The organism is Neorhizobium vignae, assembly GCF_000732195.1.
GTDB lineage: Bacteria > Pseudomonadota > Alphaproteobacteria > Rhizobiales > Rhizobiaceae > Neorhizobium > Neorhizobium vignae.
The window spans coordinates 24,992-39,557 of sequence record NZ_JNNU01000016.1 but is presented as its reverse complement, the minus strand read 5'-3'; the positions used below and the strand labels follow the sequence as shown (position 1 = coordinate 39,557).

Annotated in this window: 14 protein-coding genes; 4 read left to right on the top strand and 10 right to left on the bottom strand. The window is 61.3% G+C overall.

The window, feature by feature from the left end; all coding sequences use genetic code 11:
- Positions 1-169: 169 nt before the first annotated feature.
- Both GQ59_RS23735 and GQ59_RS23730 read left to right on the top strand, forming a co-directional pair.
- Positions 170-379: an SDR family oxidoreductase gene (locus tag GQ59_RS23735; RefSeq protein ID WP_037085956.1), complete on the top strand. Its 210-nt coding sequence runs from the start codon at positions 170-172 to the stop codon at positions 377-379.
- A 5-nt stretch (positions 380-384) separates the two neighbouring features.
- Complete coding sequence (locus GQ59_RS23730) at positions 385-1,461, top strand: Ldh family oxidoreductase (RefSeq protein ID WP_037086155.1); 1,077 nt, start codon at positions 385-387, stop codon at positions 1,459-1,461.
- Between the two features lie 4 nt (positions 1,462-1,465).
- Here GQ59_RS23730 and uxuA read toward each other — a convergent pair whose 3' ends face one another.
- From uxuA to GQ59_RS23695, 7 genes are all read right to left on the bottom strand, one after another.
- Positions 1,466-2,665: a mannonate dehydratase gene (gene uxuA / locus GQ59_RS23725; RefSeq protein WP_037085954.1), complete on the bottom strand. Its 1,200-nt coding sequence runs from the start codon at positions 2,663-2,665 to the stop codon at positions 1,466-1,468.
- A 10-nt stretch (positions 2,666-2,675) separates the two neighbouring features.
- Positions 2,676-3,731 (bottom strand): L-idonate 5-dehydrogenase, encoded by a 1,056-nt coding sequence (locus tag GQ59_RS23720; RefSeq protein ID WP_037085952.1) that lies wholly within the window; start codon positions 3,729-3,731, stop codon positions 2,676-2,678.
- 55 nt (positions 3,732-3,786) lie between these two features.
- Positions 3,787-5,193, bottom strand: a complete 1,407-nt coding sequence (locus GQ59_RS23715) for a TRAP transporter large permease (protein ID WP_037085950.1) — start codon at positions 5,191-5,193, stop codon at positions 3,787-3,789.
- A gap of 1 nt (position 5,194) precedes the next feature.
- A complete protein-coding gene (locus GQ59_RS23710; protein ID WP_037085947.1) occupies positions 5,195-5,770 on the bottom strand; it encodes a TRAP transporter small permease in 576 nt (191 codons plus the stop codon).
- A gap of 69 nt (positions 5,771-5,839) precedes the next feature.
- On the bottom strand, positions 5,840-6,814 hold the full coding sequence (locus tag GQ59_RS23705; protein ID WP_037085944.1) for a sialic acid TRAP transporter substrate-binding protein SiaP: 975 nt from the start codon (positions 6,812-6,814) through the stop codon (positions 5,840-5,842).
- A gap of 57 nt (positions 6,815-6,871) precedes the next feature.
- Complete coding sequence (locus GQ59_RS23700; protein ID WP_037085941.1) at positions 6,872-7,585, bottom strand: FadR/GntR family transcriptional regulator; 714 nt, start codon at positions 7,583-7,585, stop codon at positions 6,872-6,874.
- A 116-nt stretch (positions 7,586-7,701) separates the two neighbouring features.
- The gene (locus GQ59_RS23695; RefSeq protein WP_037085938.1) at positions 7,702-8,616 is read right to left on the bottom strand and encodes a LysR family transcriptional regulator; all 915 of its coding nucleotides are present in this window, start codon (positions 8,614-8,616) and stop codon (positions 7,702-7,704) included.
- Between the two features lie 233 nt (positions 8,617-8,849).
- On the opposite strand from GQ59_RS23695, the gene GQ59_RS23690 reads away from it, so the two are divergent.
- Positions 8,850-9,746, top strand: coding sequence for an MBL fold metallo-hydrolase (locus GQ59_RS23690; RefSeq protein ID WP_174459633.1), 897 nt, complete (start codon positions 8,850-8,852; stop codon positions 9,744-9,746).
- 173 nt (positions 9,747-9,919) lie between these two features.
- Here the strand turns inward: GQ59_RS23690 and chrA are convergent, their stop codons facing one another.
- The 3 genes from chrA to GQ59_RS23675 all read right to left on the bottom strand — a co-directional run bounded on the left by chrA (position 9,920) and on the right by GQ59_RS23675 (position 13,381).
- Entirely contained in the window at positions 9,920-11,326 is a 1,407-nt protein-coding gene (chrA, locus tag GQ59_RS23685) for a chromate efflux transporter (protein ID WP_037085933.1), read from the bottom strand.
- 5 nt (positions 11,327-11,331) lie between these two features.
- Entirely contained in the window at positions 11,332-12,144 is an 813-nt protein-coding gene (locus GQ59_RS23680; protein WP_037085932.1) for a chromate resistance protein ChrB domain-containing protein, read from the bottom strand.
- 220 nt (positions 12,145-12,364) lie between these two features.
- Positions 12,365-13,381, bottom strand: coding sequence for a LacI family DNA-binding transcriptional regulator (locus tag GQ59_RS23675; protein WP_037085928.1), 1,017 nt, complete (start codon positions 13,379-13,381; stop codon positions 12,365-12,367).
- Between the two features lie 140 nt (positions 13,382-13,521).
- Here GQ59_RS23675 and GQ59_RS23670 point away from each other — a divergent pair, with 140 nt between their 5' ends.
- A complete protein-coding gene (locus GQ59_RS23670) occupies positions 13,522-14,556 on the top strand; it encodes a Gfo/Idh/MocA family protein (RefSeq protein WP_037086153.1) in 1,035 nt (344 codons plus the stop codon).
- Positions 14,557-14,566 lie beyond the last annotated feature (10 nt).

Below are 14,566 nucleotides of genomic sequence, written 5' to 3'. Positions count from 1 at the left end.
AAACTATCAGGTCGAATGCATCCCTTCAATTCGTGGGCTTCACGGGCTCGACCCGCAGCTCGTCATTTCGTGATCCAAAAACCGTCTTGCCAAAAGTCAAATAACGTCTAGTGTGCACACTAGACGTTTGTTGTGCACCTGTGGAAGAAGGTCCCGCACCGGGCCGTCTATGGGCGCGACGCTTTTGCCCGGCTTGCGGGAACGGATCGACGAGGCGGCCGATCCCGAAGAGATGCGGCGCCGCTTCATTTCCCGTCGACCGACAGGCCGGCTGGGCACGATGGAGGAGATGGCGGCGGCAGCCGTTTTTCTCCGCACCGACGAAGCGGCATCCGTGACCGGCCATATATTCGTGATCGACGGAGGACAGACGCTTTGAGCCAGATTTCAGCCACCGAGGATACGGTCCATGCGGCAATCGGCGATCTCGGGCGCTTCTGCCGCGCGGTTTTTCTCGCCGCCGGGACGGATGAGGCGACCGCGGATGCCGCGACACGGGCGATGATGCATGGCTCGCGGCTCGGCGTGGACAGCCACGGGATACGCCTGCTCGACCACTATATCGCCGCGATGACCGGCGGTCGGGTGAACAAGCGCCCGAACATCACGGTGACGCAGTCCGTACTGGCGGTGGCCTTGCTCGACGCGGACCACGGCCACGGCGCGCTTGCCGCCTATCGCGCCATGGACAAGGCGATGGAGCTTGCCGACAGATGCGGCATTGGCGCCGTTTCGATCCGCAACAGCTCGCATTTTGGCCCGGCCGGCGCCTACGCGCTGGATGCGGCGCAGAGAGGGTATATCGGCGCCGCTTTCTGCAATTCGGACAGTTTCGTACGTCTGCATGACGGGGCGATGCGGTTCCACGGCACCAATCCGATCGCCTTTGCCGCGCCCGTCACCGGACAAAGGCCCTGGCTGCTCGACATGGCGACGAGCGCAATTCCCTATAACCGCGTGAAGCTCTACCGCAGCCTCGGCCGGGAGCTTCCGGCGGGCGTCGCCTCGGATGTCGAGGGCCGCGACATCCGTGATCCGTCGCTGGCCGAGATGCTAGCGCCGGTCGGCGGCGAGTTCGGGTTCAAGGGCGCGGGGCTGGCGGGCCTGGTGGAAATCCTGAGTGCGGTTTTGTCGGGCATGCGGCTGAGCTTCGACCTCTTGCCGATGAACGGCCCGGACTTTTCCACGCCCCGCGCCCTTGGCGCTTTCGTATTGGCCATGAAGCCCGGCGCTTTCGTGCCGGAAGACGTCTTCACCGCCGGCATGCAGCGTTATGTGGAGGTGTTGCGCTCTTCGCCCCCGCGTGACGGCATGCGGGTGATGGCTCCGGGGGACCGCGAATGGGCGGTCGCCGAAGAGCGTGAACAGCGGGGCGTTCCGCTGGATCCGGCAACGCGCGAGGCGTTCGTAAAACTTGGCGAACGCTTCGGGTTGGAGACGCCCCCGCTTCTGCGGTTCTGAATGATCATGCCCCCAGGCCATAGCGGGGATGCGCGAGAGTTCGCTCGATGCCGCGAAGCTCCGCCAGCCCCTTGAGCCGGCCGATGGCGGGATAGCCGGGCTGCGCACCGCGGGTCAGGTCGTCGAGGATTTCCTGCCCGTGATCCGGCCGCATGGGGATGCGATGATCCTCGCGGCCTTCCTCGCGCCGACGGGCCTCTTCGGAAAGCAGCGCGCCGATCACCGCAACCATGTCGGTTGCGCCTTCCAGGTGCTCGTCCTCGAAGAAAGAGCAGGGGACCGTGTCGGTGTCCCGCGTCACGTTCCGCAGATGCACGAAATGGATGCGGTCGGCAAAACGCGAGGCGATGAAGGGCAGGTCGTTATCGGCCCTTGCGCCGAGCGAGCCGGTGCAGAGCGTCACGCCATTGGCGCGCGCGCCGACCTGATCCAGCATATGTGCGTAATCGGCTTCGGTCGACAGGATGCGCGGAAGGCCGAGCAGCGGCCAGGGCGGGTCATCGCCATGGGCGCAGATGTTGATGCCGACCTCTTCCGCCACGGGTGTGACTTCAGTCAGGAAGTCGACGAGGTTCTGCTGCAGTCGTGCCCGGTCGATACCCTGGTAGGAACGAAGCTTTTCCAGCAGCTGGTCGAGCGTATAGCCATCCGCCGAGCCCGGCAGCCCCGCCCCGATGTTCTTGCCCAAGGCTGCGATCTTCGCATCCGCCATCGCGGAAAACCGCTCCGCCGCGTCCTCCTGTAGCCATTCCGGATAATCACCGTAAGCCCCGGGACGTTTGAGGATATGGATATCGAAGGCGGCAAAATCGGTGAGGTCGAACCGCATGGCCTTGGCGCCGTGGCGGGTGTCCCAGCGCAGGTCCGTGCGTGTCCAATCGAGGATCGGCATGAAGTTGTAACAGACCGTGCGGATGCCGGAGGCCGAGAGACGCCGCAGCGTTTCCTGCCAGTTGGCAATGTGGCGCTTCCAGTCGCCGGTCTGCGTCTTGATGTCTTCTGAAACCGGAACACTCTCCACGACATCCCACACCAGGCCGCCCGCCTGGATCTCCCCGTGCCGCCTGGCGATCTCGTCGACTGGCCAGACCTCGCCGGTCGCAATGTGGTGGAGGGCCGAAACGATGCCTTCCGCGCCGGCCTGCGCCGCGTCTCTTACGCTCACCTTGTCGATTGGGCCGAACCAGCGCCACGTATGTCTCATGTCTCGTCCCTCACGATTTTTCCGTCTGCTCAAATGTGATCTGCACCTTGCAGGCCCTGGAACGATCCCCAGCCTGCTCGAAAGCCGCCGTCACCGCGTCAAGCGGGAAGCTGTGTGAAATGATCGGCCGCACGTCGATGCGACGCTTGCCAATCAGGTCGACCGCCTCGGCGAATTCGGCATGGAAGCGCTGCGAGCCGCGCCAGACGATCTCCTTGCCGACCAGCGCATTGAGCGGGATCGTCATGTCGCCCGTCACGCCGACCTGGACGAGGATCCCGCGCGGCTTGATCGCAGCAAATGCGGATCGCAGGGCCGCACCTGAAGCGGAGCATTCGAACACCACGTCGAAACTGCCCTTGTTGTCCTGGAAGGGAAGAAGCCCGTCCGGGTTGGAGGCGACGTTGATCGTCTCGGTCGCTCCCATGGACGGCGCGCGCGACAGTGCCGCATCGGCCAGATCCGTCACCACGATCCTGGCGGCGCCGGCATGCCGGGCCGCGGCGACCGTCAGAAGCCCGATCGGGCCCGCCCCCGTGACCAGTACGTTGCGCCCCGACAGGTCTCCAGCCTGGGCGACAGCATGCAGGCACACGGCAAGCGGTTCCGCACAGGCGGCCTCGCCCGGCGAGACATCCCGTCCCACCGGATGACACTGGATCGCGGGGGCGACCAGCCTTTCGCGGAACATGCCGTTTTCGTGCGGCAGGCGCATTGCCGAGCCCATGAAACGCATGTCGAGGCAATGGATCGGCTGGCCGGTCCGGCAGTATTGGCAATGGCCGCAGGGCTGCGATGGATTGACTGCCACCAGTTGCCCGAGCTGGAGCCCGGAAACCCTTTCGCCCAAGGCTTCGACGAAGCCGGAAGCCTCGTGGCCGGCGATGATGGGTTCGCGAACCCGCACCGGCCCGAAACCGCCATCCTGATAGTAGTGGAGATCGGAGCCGCAGATGCCGCCCGCCGCCATGGCCAGCAGGACGTCGCCCGGACCGAGGTCGGGGGCATCCAGCGTCTCAACTCGGATGTCATGCGGAGCATGAAGGCGGGCAACGCGCGTGAGCATCGCACTGGTACCTTTCAGTAAGAGATCGCCGGTCCACCACAGGTGGACCCGGCGGCTATCGGATGAGGCCCAGCTGGGTAGGCAGCCAAAGCGTGATCGCCGGGATGAAGGTAATAAGGCCGAGCGCGACGAACAACGGGATCATCCAGGGCAGGATGGCGAGCGCCGTCCGCTCCACCGACAATTTGGAGATGCGGGACAGAACAAAGAGCACCATGCCCACCGGCGGAGTGAGCAGACCGATCATCAGGTTGAGGGTGATGATGAGACCGAGATGCACCGGATCGATGCCGTAACGTGCGGCCACTGGCATCAGGATCGGCACCAGGATGCTGATGGCGGCGATCGTGTCGAGAAAGGCGCCGACGATCAGAAGCAGAATGTTGACGATGATCAGGAAGGTCCACCAGCTGTCCGTCAGGCTGAACATGAAGTTCGAAAACAGCTGCGCTGCCTGGCTGACCGTCAGCAGCCAGGCGAAGATGGATGCCGCGGTGACGATGAACAGAACGGAGGCCGTCGTTTCGATCGTATCGAAGGATGCCTTGGCCAAAGCCCTCAGCGTCATGGTACGATAGCGCACCAGGCCGAGGAAGAGCGACCAGAGGACCGCAGCGACGGCGGCTTCGGTGGGCGTGAACCAGCCCATGGTCATGCCGCCGATCAACAGGACCGGCGTCATCAGGGCCATGACCGCGGAAAAATCGAAGTACCAGTCCAGCGCCACCAGAAACGCAAGCCCGATCAGCACCGCAATATTGACCGACAGGCCCGCCAGGATCATCAGATAGACGGTGGCAGGGAAGGCAAGCACGATGGCCACTTCCAGCGAGGCGCCGAGCAATTGCTTCAGCTCGAAGGGCGTATCGGAGCCCCAGCCCTTGCGTTTGGCAAAAATATAGACGGTGAGCATCATCAGCAGGGTCATCACGATGCCCGGGATGATGCCCGCCATGAACAGTGCGCCGATCGATGCATTCGCCATCATGCCGTAGATGACGAAAGGCAGCGACGGTGGAAAGATCGGGCCGAGCGTTGCCGACGCCGCGGTAACGCCGACGGCCGCCTCGACCGGATAGCCGTGATCTTTCATGGCTTTGATTTCGATCGTGCCGATACCGGCGGCATCTGCGAGCGCCGTCCCGGACATGCCGGAAAAGACCACGGAACCGATGATGTTGACCTGCGCCAGGCCGCCCTTCATCCAGCCGACAAGCGAGAGAGCGAAACGATAGATGCGCCCGGTGACGCCGGCAATGTTCATGAGGTTGCCGGCCAGGATGAAGAACGGCACGGCAATCAGCGGAAAGCTTTCGACGCCGGCGATCATGCGCTGGGCGGCGATGATGTCAGGAGCGACGCCGTAGATCACCAGGTAGAGCAGCGAGGCGACAGCCATGGAGACGGCGACCGGCGAGCCGATCATCAGAAGTGCCAGGAATGATCCGATCAGAAGCAGCATGTCAAATTCCCCCCGCGTGGATGTCGTCCTGCGCCTGCTCGCGCACGGTCTTGGTGCCGGTCAGGTCCTTGACCAGGTTGTGGGCGGAGCGCAGGAACATCAGGAAGAAAGCTGCAAAGACCGTGTAGAAGACGATGCCGCGCGGCAGGTCGACCGTGACCATTCGCTCCTCACCGACAATCTCGAGATAGCGCCACATCAGCCATGTGATATAGGCGAAGAAGGCAATGCTGATGGCATCGACCACGAGTTCCAGGAGCCTTCCGGCCCGCTTCGACAGGAAACGGTAGATCAGGTCCACATGAATGTGCCGGACCATTCGCACGCACATGACGGAGCCGAGAAAGACCACGACGACAAGGCAGTTGGCGGCGATTTCCTCCGTCCATGCAAAGCTGTCGTTCAGCACGTAGCGTGTGAAAAACTGCAGGAATACCGCCAGACCCATTGCCCAGAAGACCGCAAGCGTTACCCAGTCCTCGATGGCATAGGAAGACAGATCAACGGGTGCTGCTTCTTCCTCAAAGGCATGCGCCATTTCTTCCACGCTTATCGGTGCGTGCGAATGCTCCGTCATCGGGTCCACTCCGTTCATGAAAAATCGCAAGAGGTTACCCCGACGCGTTGCACGTCGGGGCTGGGATCGTCACTTCAACGCGCGGATGGCTTCCCAGTCGGCCTTTTCGTAACCGAAGTCATCGAGCTTCACTTTGTCGATGACGTTCTTCTCGAAGTCTGCCTTGTCGACTTCGGTAACGGTCAGGCCCTTCTTCTTGAATTCATCGACGAGCGCCTTTTCGCGGGCTTCGATGGTCTTCGTGGTGCGGGCTGCGGCTTCAAGCATCACATCCGTGAAGATCTTCTTGTCTTCGTCGGAGAGACTGGCCCAGCGGGTCTTGGAGACGACGGTATTGAGATGATCGACGATGTGGCCGGTCAGCACGATGTTCTTCTGAACCTCGTAGAACTTCTTGGCCTCGATCGTCGTCAGCGGATTTTCCTGAGCTTCCACCGTGCCGTTCTGCAGCGCCAGGTAGACTTCCGCAAAAGCAATCGGCGTCGTGTTGGCACCGCAGGCGCGCGGCATTGCCAGATAGGCCGGAACATCCGGAACGCGCATCTTCAGACCCGCCATATCCCCGCATTTCGAAATCGGGCGATTGGATGTGGTGTGGCGCGTTCCATAGTAGCTGAGAGCGACGATGTGGTTGCCCGTCTTGTCTTCGTAGCCCTTGGCGAGCTTCTTGAAGACGTCGCTCTTCGTGTAAGCCAGAAGATGGCTCGGGTCGCGGAAGATATAGGGATAGTAGGTGACGCCGATCGGCTTGTGGTCGCGCGCTGCAAAGCTGGAGCCGGAGATGATGATGTCCACTGTGCCGAGCTTGAGGCCCTGGTTGATGTCGGCTTCTTTTCCAAGCTGCGAAGCGGGATAGACGTCGATCTTGTAGCGGCCATTGGTCCGCTTGGCGATCTCGCCGGCAGCCCAGACCGAGTCGGTGTGGAAAGGCTCGGGTGTCTCATAGACATGAGCCCATTTCAGAACAGTTTCGGCATGCGCCGAAAACGTCGATGCAAAGATGACTGCGGCGGCGCCGAGTAGTGTCTTCAGTCGGTGTTTCATGCTTTCCTCCCAGGTGAAACGGAACTGTATGGTCGATCCGGCCGCGATGGCGGCCGGTCAGTCTTCTCTGGTCGGCTCCTCCCCGAAGCTTTCCGAGAATCTCTTTTGCGCCAGCGTCAGGTGACGACGCATGGCCTCGCGCGCTGCGGCGGGATCCCCCGCGGCAATGGCGTCACGAATGACACGGTGCTCCTCGAGCGCCAGCTTCCATGTGTGCGGCCCTTCGAAATAGCTGGCGAGCTTGGTGAAATAGGGCGACATCCGCGTATCGTAGATCAGCCCCGTGAAGTGCTTCAGCGCCGAATTGCCGATGATGTCGGCGATCGCCGTGTGAAAATCGCGGTCGCAGGCAAGAGCGACCGGGCCGTCGTCCAGCGACTGCTCCATGCGCTCCAGCAGCAGATCGATGCGGGCGATACTGGCGGGCGTCACGAGACGCGCGGCCTCTTCCGCGATGCCGCTTTCGATCAGGCAGCGCGCCTGAAGGATTTCGAGAGGGCCGCCGCCTTCGTCGTTCGGCAGGACACCGGCGGGCTGTTTCGGGCCGCTGCTGATGTAGACGCCGGATCCCATCCGGATCTGGATCCGACCTTCGACCTCGAGCACGATCAGTGCCTCGCGGACTGTCGGTCGGGAAACCGAAAATCGCTCGGCAAGCTCCCGTTCCGGCGGAAGCCTCGAACCCGGTTTCAGTTCCCCCGTATCGATCAGCACACGAATCTGCTCCGCGACCTGGCGATAAAGCCGGCGCGGCTCCAAAGCCACGAACATCGAACTCCTCCGAGCGCATCACTCCCTTGATGCGCAGGCGGTCAGATTGTCTGACCAATTTCTACTATGAGTTAATTGGAAAATCTGTCAAGGCTCAGATGGCCGGGAACTGAATTTCATTCCGCGCGCGGGGTCTCGGTTCTCAAAGCGGCCACCAGCATTTCCACGAATGCAGAGACTTTGGGCGGACGGAAGCGTGCAGCCGGATAGACCGTGAACACGCCGCCCGACGGCAGCTGCCAATCGGGCAGGACGTGAATCAGGCGTCCACTGGCCAGTTCAGCGTTGGCGAGGAAGTCCGGCAGGACCGACAATCCGCCACCTTGCCTCGCAGCTTGCATGACCGCCGGCGTGGTATTGATCGCGATGGATGCCTTAAACCGCACCGTGAACGTCTCCTGATCGCCGCGCGTGAACCTCCACTCCAAAGGTTCTCGCAGCGCGTTGTTGGCAACGAAGGGCAGGGTGGGCAAATCGGCGAGCCCACCCAGTTCCGCTATTCTGCCGGCAAACTGAGGGGGACCGACCAGATATTGCTGAAACGAGCCGATCCGCCTTGCCTGCAGGCTTGAGTCGGCCAGCCAGCCGACACGAATGGCGAGGTCTATATTGTCGGCGACCAGATCGACCATCTTGTCGCTGAGGTTCAGTTCGACCTTGCAATCCAAATAGCGGGACGTGAAGGCGGTGACCACCGGCACGATGACCGAGGTGCCGTAGTCATAGGGCGCCGTGATCCTCAACAGGCCTTTGGGTTCTGACCTGGCCTGCGCCAGCTCCCCCAGGGCATCCTCGGCCTCTCTCAGGATCGATACGCATCGGGCATGGAACATCCGGCCGGCCTCGGTCGGTTGGAGACGCCTCGTCGTGCGCATCAGCAAGGTCGTGCCGACCTCCTTCTCGAGCCTTGCAACCTGCTGGCTGACGACCGCCTTGGTAATGCCGAGATATTCGGCCGCCCGGGTGAAGGATCCGGCATCGATGACAGCCACAAAATAGGCGAGCCGATTGAGGTTGGTCGCATCCTGCATGAAGGATTCCCCGGTTATTGTCAGCTCTTAACATACATTCTGTCGTGTTTGTCGGTCTTCCTGGTTCTATCTCGTCATGTCATTTACGGCTCCACAAGCAGCGCGGCATGAGCGGCGAGATCATATCCCAATCCGTTGGATCCGATGGCGGGATCAGACCGGCATCCATCAGGCTGCCAGCCCAGTCGTCGTAACCGGAATTCCGAAGACTGACGCAACACCAGGAGACAGCCATGTTCACAAGGAGAACGATCATGAAAACCACTCTCGCCGCAGGTGCGACCGCCGCCTTTGCGCCCGCGGGTCTCGGCCATGCCGCCACCGGCCTGGCGTGGAAGCACTTTCCTGCCGGACAGAACGGCTTCTTCCGCAGTCCCGTTCTGATCTCCGGCGCAACGGAGGCCATATTGATCGACGGCGGCTTCACGCTCGCCGACGGCAAGGCTGTCGCCGAAGCGATCAAGGCCACGGGCAAGACACTCACCACGATCTATGTCAGCCAGTCCGATCCGGATTATTATTTCAGCCTTGGCCCGATCAAGGCTGCCTTCCCCGGTGCCAGGGTTATCGCGGCCTCGGCAACGGTCGCTGCCATCAGGAGCAGCGTCGAGAAGAAGCTTTCTGTTTGGGGACCGCAGCTCAAGGAGAACGGCCCGCAGGCGTTGGTAGACGTCGTCATGCCGGAAACCTTTGACGGCAAGACGCTGACGGTTGACGGCGAAATCGTCGAGATCGTCGATGCGGAGGGCTTATCCAATCGCCGCTACCTCTTCGTCCCGTCGCTGAACGCCGTTTTCGGCGGCGTGATGATCTTCAGCGGCGTTCACGTCTGGACGGCCGACACCAACGGCGCGGAACTGCGGGTCGCCTGGATCGCCAATCTCGAGAAGATCGCTGCGCGCAACCCAGCCATCGTGGTCGCCGGCCATATGACGCCGGAAGCACTGAGCGACCTTTCAGGCGTTGCGCATACCATCGCCTATTTGAAGGCGTTCGAGGAAGAACTGGCAAAGGCCAAGGGTTCGGCCGAGCTCAAGGCGGCGATGGAAGCACGCTTCCCGGGCCTCGGCATGGGCATCGCGCTCGACATAGGCTCCAAGGTCGCCACTGGCGAAATGAAGTGGGGCTGACCGGCACCGAGCAGATCTCGATCCCATCCCGCCCTGCCAGCCGGGAGGTGGTCTCAAGACAAGGGTCGCAATCTTGTTGCGGCCCTGCATGCGAAGCCGCAGGATGTACCCGCGATCCCTCTTGATCAGCATCAATCCAAGCAAAGCCGAGACGCCAGGCGTCTCGGCCCACATCAACTCACGGCGATAAACTTCCAGCAAATTCCCAAAACTGCTGAACCCAGAAGCGTCGTGATGACCGACAGGCCGAAGCGGAAGATGGATATGGCGGCGATGGCCGTCAAAACGAGCGAGGGCACAATGACCGAGCTCAAGACAGGAATATCCATGGACCACGGACCCGCCGATATCTGCCGAACCTCGCCAAACAGGACGTGCAGGCCGAACCAGACCGCGAGGTTGAGGATCACGCCGACGACGGCCGCGGTGATTGCCGACATTGCCCCCGTCAGGGCGACGTTGCCCCGCATCTTTTCGATGAATGGTGCGCCTGCAAAAATCCAGAGGAAGCTTGGAAGGAACGTAACCCAGGTCGTCAGGATGGCGGCGAGGGTGGCCGCGGTCAGTGGATTGAGAGCTCCCGGATCACGATAGCCCGCCAGGAACCCGACAAATTGCGTGACCATGATCAATGGCCCGGGTGTCGTCTCCGCCATGCCGAGGCCGTCGAGCATTTCACCCGGACGGAGCCAGCCGAACTGCTCGACGGCCTCCTGCGCGACGTAGGCGAGCACGGCATAGGCGCCGCCGAAGGTGACCACGGCCATCTGACTGAAAAACACACCGATTTGCGAAAATACGTTGTCGCGGCCGAGCGTCAGCAGCAGAACGACGACCGGAAGGAGCCACAGCGCCGCAAGGACGCCTGAGGTCTTCAGCGACCAGGCCAAGTTGGCTCGCGCATGGAGGGGGATGTCTTCGCCGAGAGCGGAGTCCCGATCTTCCAGGATTTTTCCCGAACCGGATTTGTGCCCGCCGCCGACCCTGAACGCAACGGCCCCGGCGCGGCCACCAAAATATCCGATCGCACCCGCACCTATGATGATCAGCGGAAACGGCACATGAAGGAAGAAGATCGCGACAAACGCCACGGCGGCAATCGCCACCATCACCCTGTTTTTGAGGGCGCGACTGCCGATTCGAAAGACCGCCTGAATGACGACCGCGAGAACGGCGCATTTCAGGCCGAAGAACATCCCCTCAATGACGGTCACGTCGCCGAAGAGGACGTATATGTAGCTCAGCGCCAGGATGGAGATGAAACCGGGTAGAACAAATAGAAGGCCGGCAATCATGCCGCCCTTCGTTTTGTTGAGCAGCCAGCCGATGTAGATGGCGAGCTGATGGGCCTCGGGACCGGGCAGAAGCATGCAATAGTTGAGGGCATGAAGAAAACGATGCTCTCCGACCCAGCGTTTTTCGTCGACGATGATCCGGTGCATGACCGCGATCTGGCCAGCCGGACCGCCGAAGCTCAATGCGGCCACCCGTGTCCAGACCTTGACTGCTTCGGAGAGGGGCACGACGTCGCCGCCAGCGACCGGCTGACTGACGGTGAGGCCCTTCGCTATGTCGGTCATAGCCGCTACCCCTTCCTCGGATTTGGCCAGTTATGTGTCTCATCCGTGGCGTCGCGACACCAGCGATACATTGCGTCATAAACCAACAGGCCTGCCTCCAGTTGCTCGAGGTCGTCGTTGAACATCCGTGACAATCCGAGCGAGATGGCCAGCAGGCCCTGCACTTCTGGGGCCAGTTCGGGTCTGGCCGTGTCGGCGCCCCGCACGATGGTGGCCAGATGCAAAAGAGCGTCGCTTTTTAATCCGAACTCGTCGATCATGACGTCAAAAGTGCATAGTTCCCCGCGGTGGCTCCAGAAGACGTCTTCGATGTCAAACGGTGTCGCGTTGAAACGGTCGCCCACCAGCGCGACTTCGCTGGCCGGCACGAACAGAAAGATCGCGGAAGGGTCGATGAACCGGCGGATCAGCCAAGGACAGGCGATGCGGTCTATCTTTGGGCGGGACCTCGTCACCCAGACGGTACGTCCGCTTGCGTCACGCGTGGGGAGCCTGTCTTCGGGGACCAGCATGCCGTGGGCATCTCTCCATGCTTCGAAGCCTCCCTCGAGAGTCTCCGCTTGTTTCCCCATCGCCCTCAGGTGTGCGGCAACGCCATGGCCAAGCTTCTGTCCTCTCTGACACAGAACGATGGCAGGGACATTGATCTCGGGACCCCATTCGGCGACACGGCGGAAATCACGCCGGACGGATCCGGGAATGAGGCGGGAATCGCTATCGAAGTCCTGATCGATCCGGACATCGATAATGGCTGGCAGGTTTGGGGTGCCAAGGATGCGGGCAAGCTTGTCAGGTGTGATCTCTAGAAATGACGGCATAACGCGTCCTCCGTTTCAGCGGGTTTGTGGACGCGATTCTTCGGCCGTGGCCTCGTGGGGCGATCGCAACCCCATGGCAGAGAATTTGCCTCAGCCGATCCGGATGTCAAGCGTTTTGCGACACTCGTCAGTCCGAACTGCGAGATCCCTGTTCCGATTTTAATCAAAAGCCGTTGAGCGCCTTCTCGCGCGACAACCAGGATATCCCCGAGCAGGCAATTCAGCCGCTTGCGCCTTCGATCAATGTCATGGGCCAGATCACGCGGGGTGTCTGTCCAACATAGTCCGACTGATAGGCTGGCATGACTGAGAGCAGATGCTCAGCCAGGCTGATTCCAAGATCGCGAAGAGACAACGTAAAGCATGTCAATGCCGGAGAGAGGAACTGAGCCTGAGGACTATAGCGACCGACGATTGCAACGTCCTTGCCCGGCTTGACGCCTGCATCCTCAAGTCCTTTGTAGAGCCCTGTCACCAGTATCTCGTTGACCAGGACGATTGCCGACGGGCGTGGAGATCGCGATGCGATCTCCTGTCCCACGGCGTAGCCGCCCGCTTCGCTCGGTTTTGCCCGGAAGACATGATCCTCCCTGAGGACAAGCCCATGTTTGGCGAGCACCTCGCGGCATCGATCGGCGAACAGGTACCCCAGGTTGAGATCGCCATGGGGCCAGATGATCCCGATATTTCTGTGGCCCGCCTTGACCAGCCGTTCGATTGCGACCTCCGCCATCCCTTCAAAGTCCAGATCGATCCAGGGCTGGCCGACATCGGTCAGGCTGCGGCCGAGCGAGATGAACGGAATGTCGTGCCGGTGGAGCAGTTCGAACCGTGCATCATTGCGGCGGGTGGCCGAGAGGATGATGGCATCGGCAAAACCGCGCGCCACGGTGCGTTGCAGATAGGCATAGGGATCTTCGTTGGAAGAGCACAGGAGGGCGACGAGATCAAGCTTATGGCGGCTAAGCACCGTCTGCACACCGTCGAAGACGCTCATGAAGAAAGCGTCTCCCTGGCTGGTGATTTCAGGTCCTGTCTGCATCATGAACCCCACCACACCGGTCGAGCCCTTGCGCAGCGAGCGGCCTGACTGGTTGGGGACATAACCCAGCTTCTCCGCCGCCTCCAGAACGCGCCTGCGGGTTTCCGCATTCACATCCGCCTTTCCATTGAGCGCGCGGGATACGGTGCCAATGGAAATATCCAGGTAGTCGGCAAGTTGGCGGATGCCTGTCACAGGGGAGCCTTTCAAGGGTACGACACCGTAATCGTTTTCGTGAGCAGTATTGACAAAAAAATCGACGGGTTCATAGTATCGTAAACGTTTACGGTCGCACAGGAGGTGTTGTGCCGTAAATATTGCACGGGAGGATGTCGGTGACATACAGGGTCGTTTTGTGTGGCTGCGGAGCCATGGCCAAAGGGTGGCTGCGTGCGCTCCGGTCCACGCCCAAGCTGAGGCAAGCGTTCACCATTGTGGGCCTGGTCGATCTCGATGTGTCGCTCGCACAGGCCTTGGCCGCGGAGTTTTCTCTTCAGCCCGTCTCTGTCGGATCCGATCTCACCACCATGCTGAACGAAACCCGTGCAGACATTGTATTCGACGTTGTCATACCCGCGGCACGCCATTCCGTGGTGAAGGCCGCACTTTCCCACGGATGCCATGTGCTGAGCGAAAAACCCATGGCCACCTCGATGGAGGAGGCTACAGACCTCATCCGCGCCGCCGAGGCTGCGGGGCGCATTCATTCCGTTGTCCAGAACCGGCGTTTCATTTCCGGCGTGCGGCGCATGCGACGCTTTGTCGATAGCGGCGCGATTGGCGATATCACCGCGATCCATTGCGATTTCTTCATCGCGCCGCATTTCGGCGGCTTCCGGGAGCAGATGGACAATGTCCTGCTTCTGGACATGGCAATTCACACTTTCGACGCTGCCCGGTTCGTTTCCGGCAAGACACCACTTTCCGTATACTGCCTGGAAACAAATCCGGCCGGCTCCTGGTATGCCCACGGCGCCAGCGCCAATGCGGTGTTTGAGCTTACCGACAACGTGGTGTTCACCTATCGCGGCTCCTGGTGCGCGGAAGGCCAGCGTACGAGTTGGGAAAGCGAATGGCGCATTGTCGGCTCGAACGGCATGCTGACCTGGGATGGGGAAGACATCTTCCGTGCCTGCGTTGCGGGACGCGATGGCGGTCTGCTGCGCGGTGCAATCCCGATCGAGGTTCTGCCGCCCCTCCGTGAGGAGGAAACCCACGGCCATGCCAGCGTCATCGCCGATTTCCTCTCAGCCATAGAGACCGGGGCCGTCCCGGAAACCGCAGGACAGGACAACATCAAGAGCCTTGCCATGGTGTTCGGCGCGATTGAAAGCGCCAGGTCCAGGCAGGCCATCGACCTTGCAGCATAAGGGCCAACAA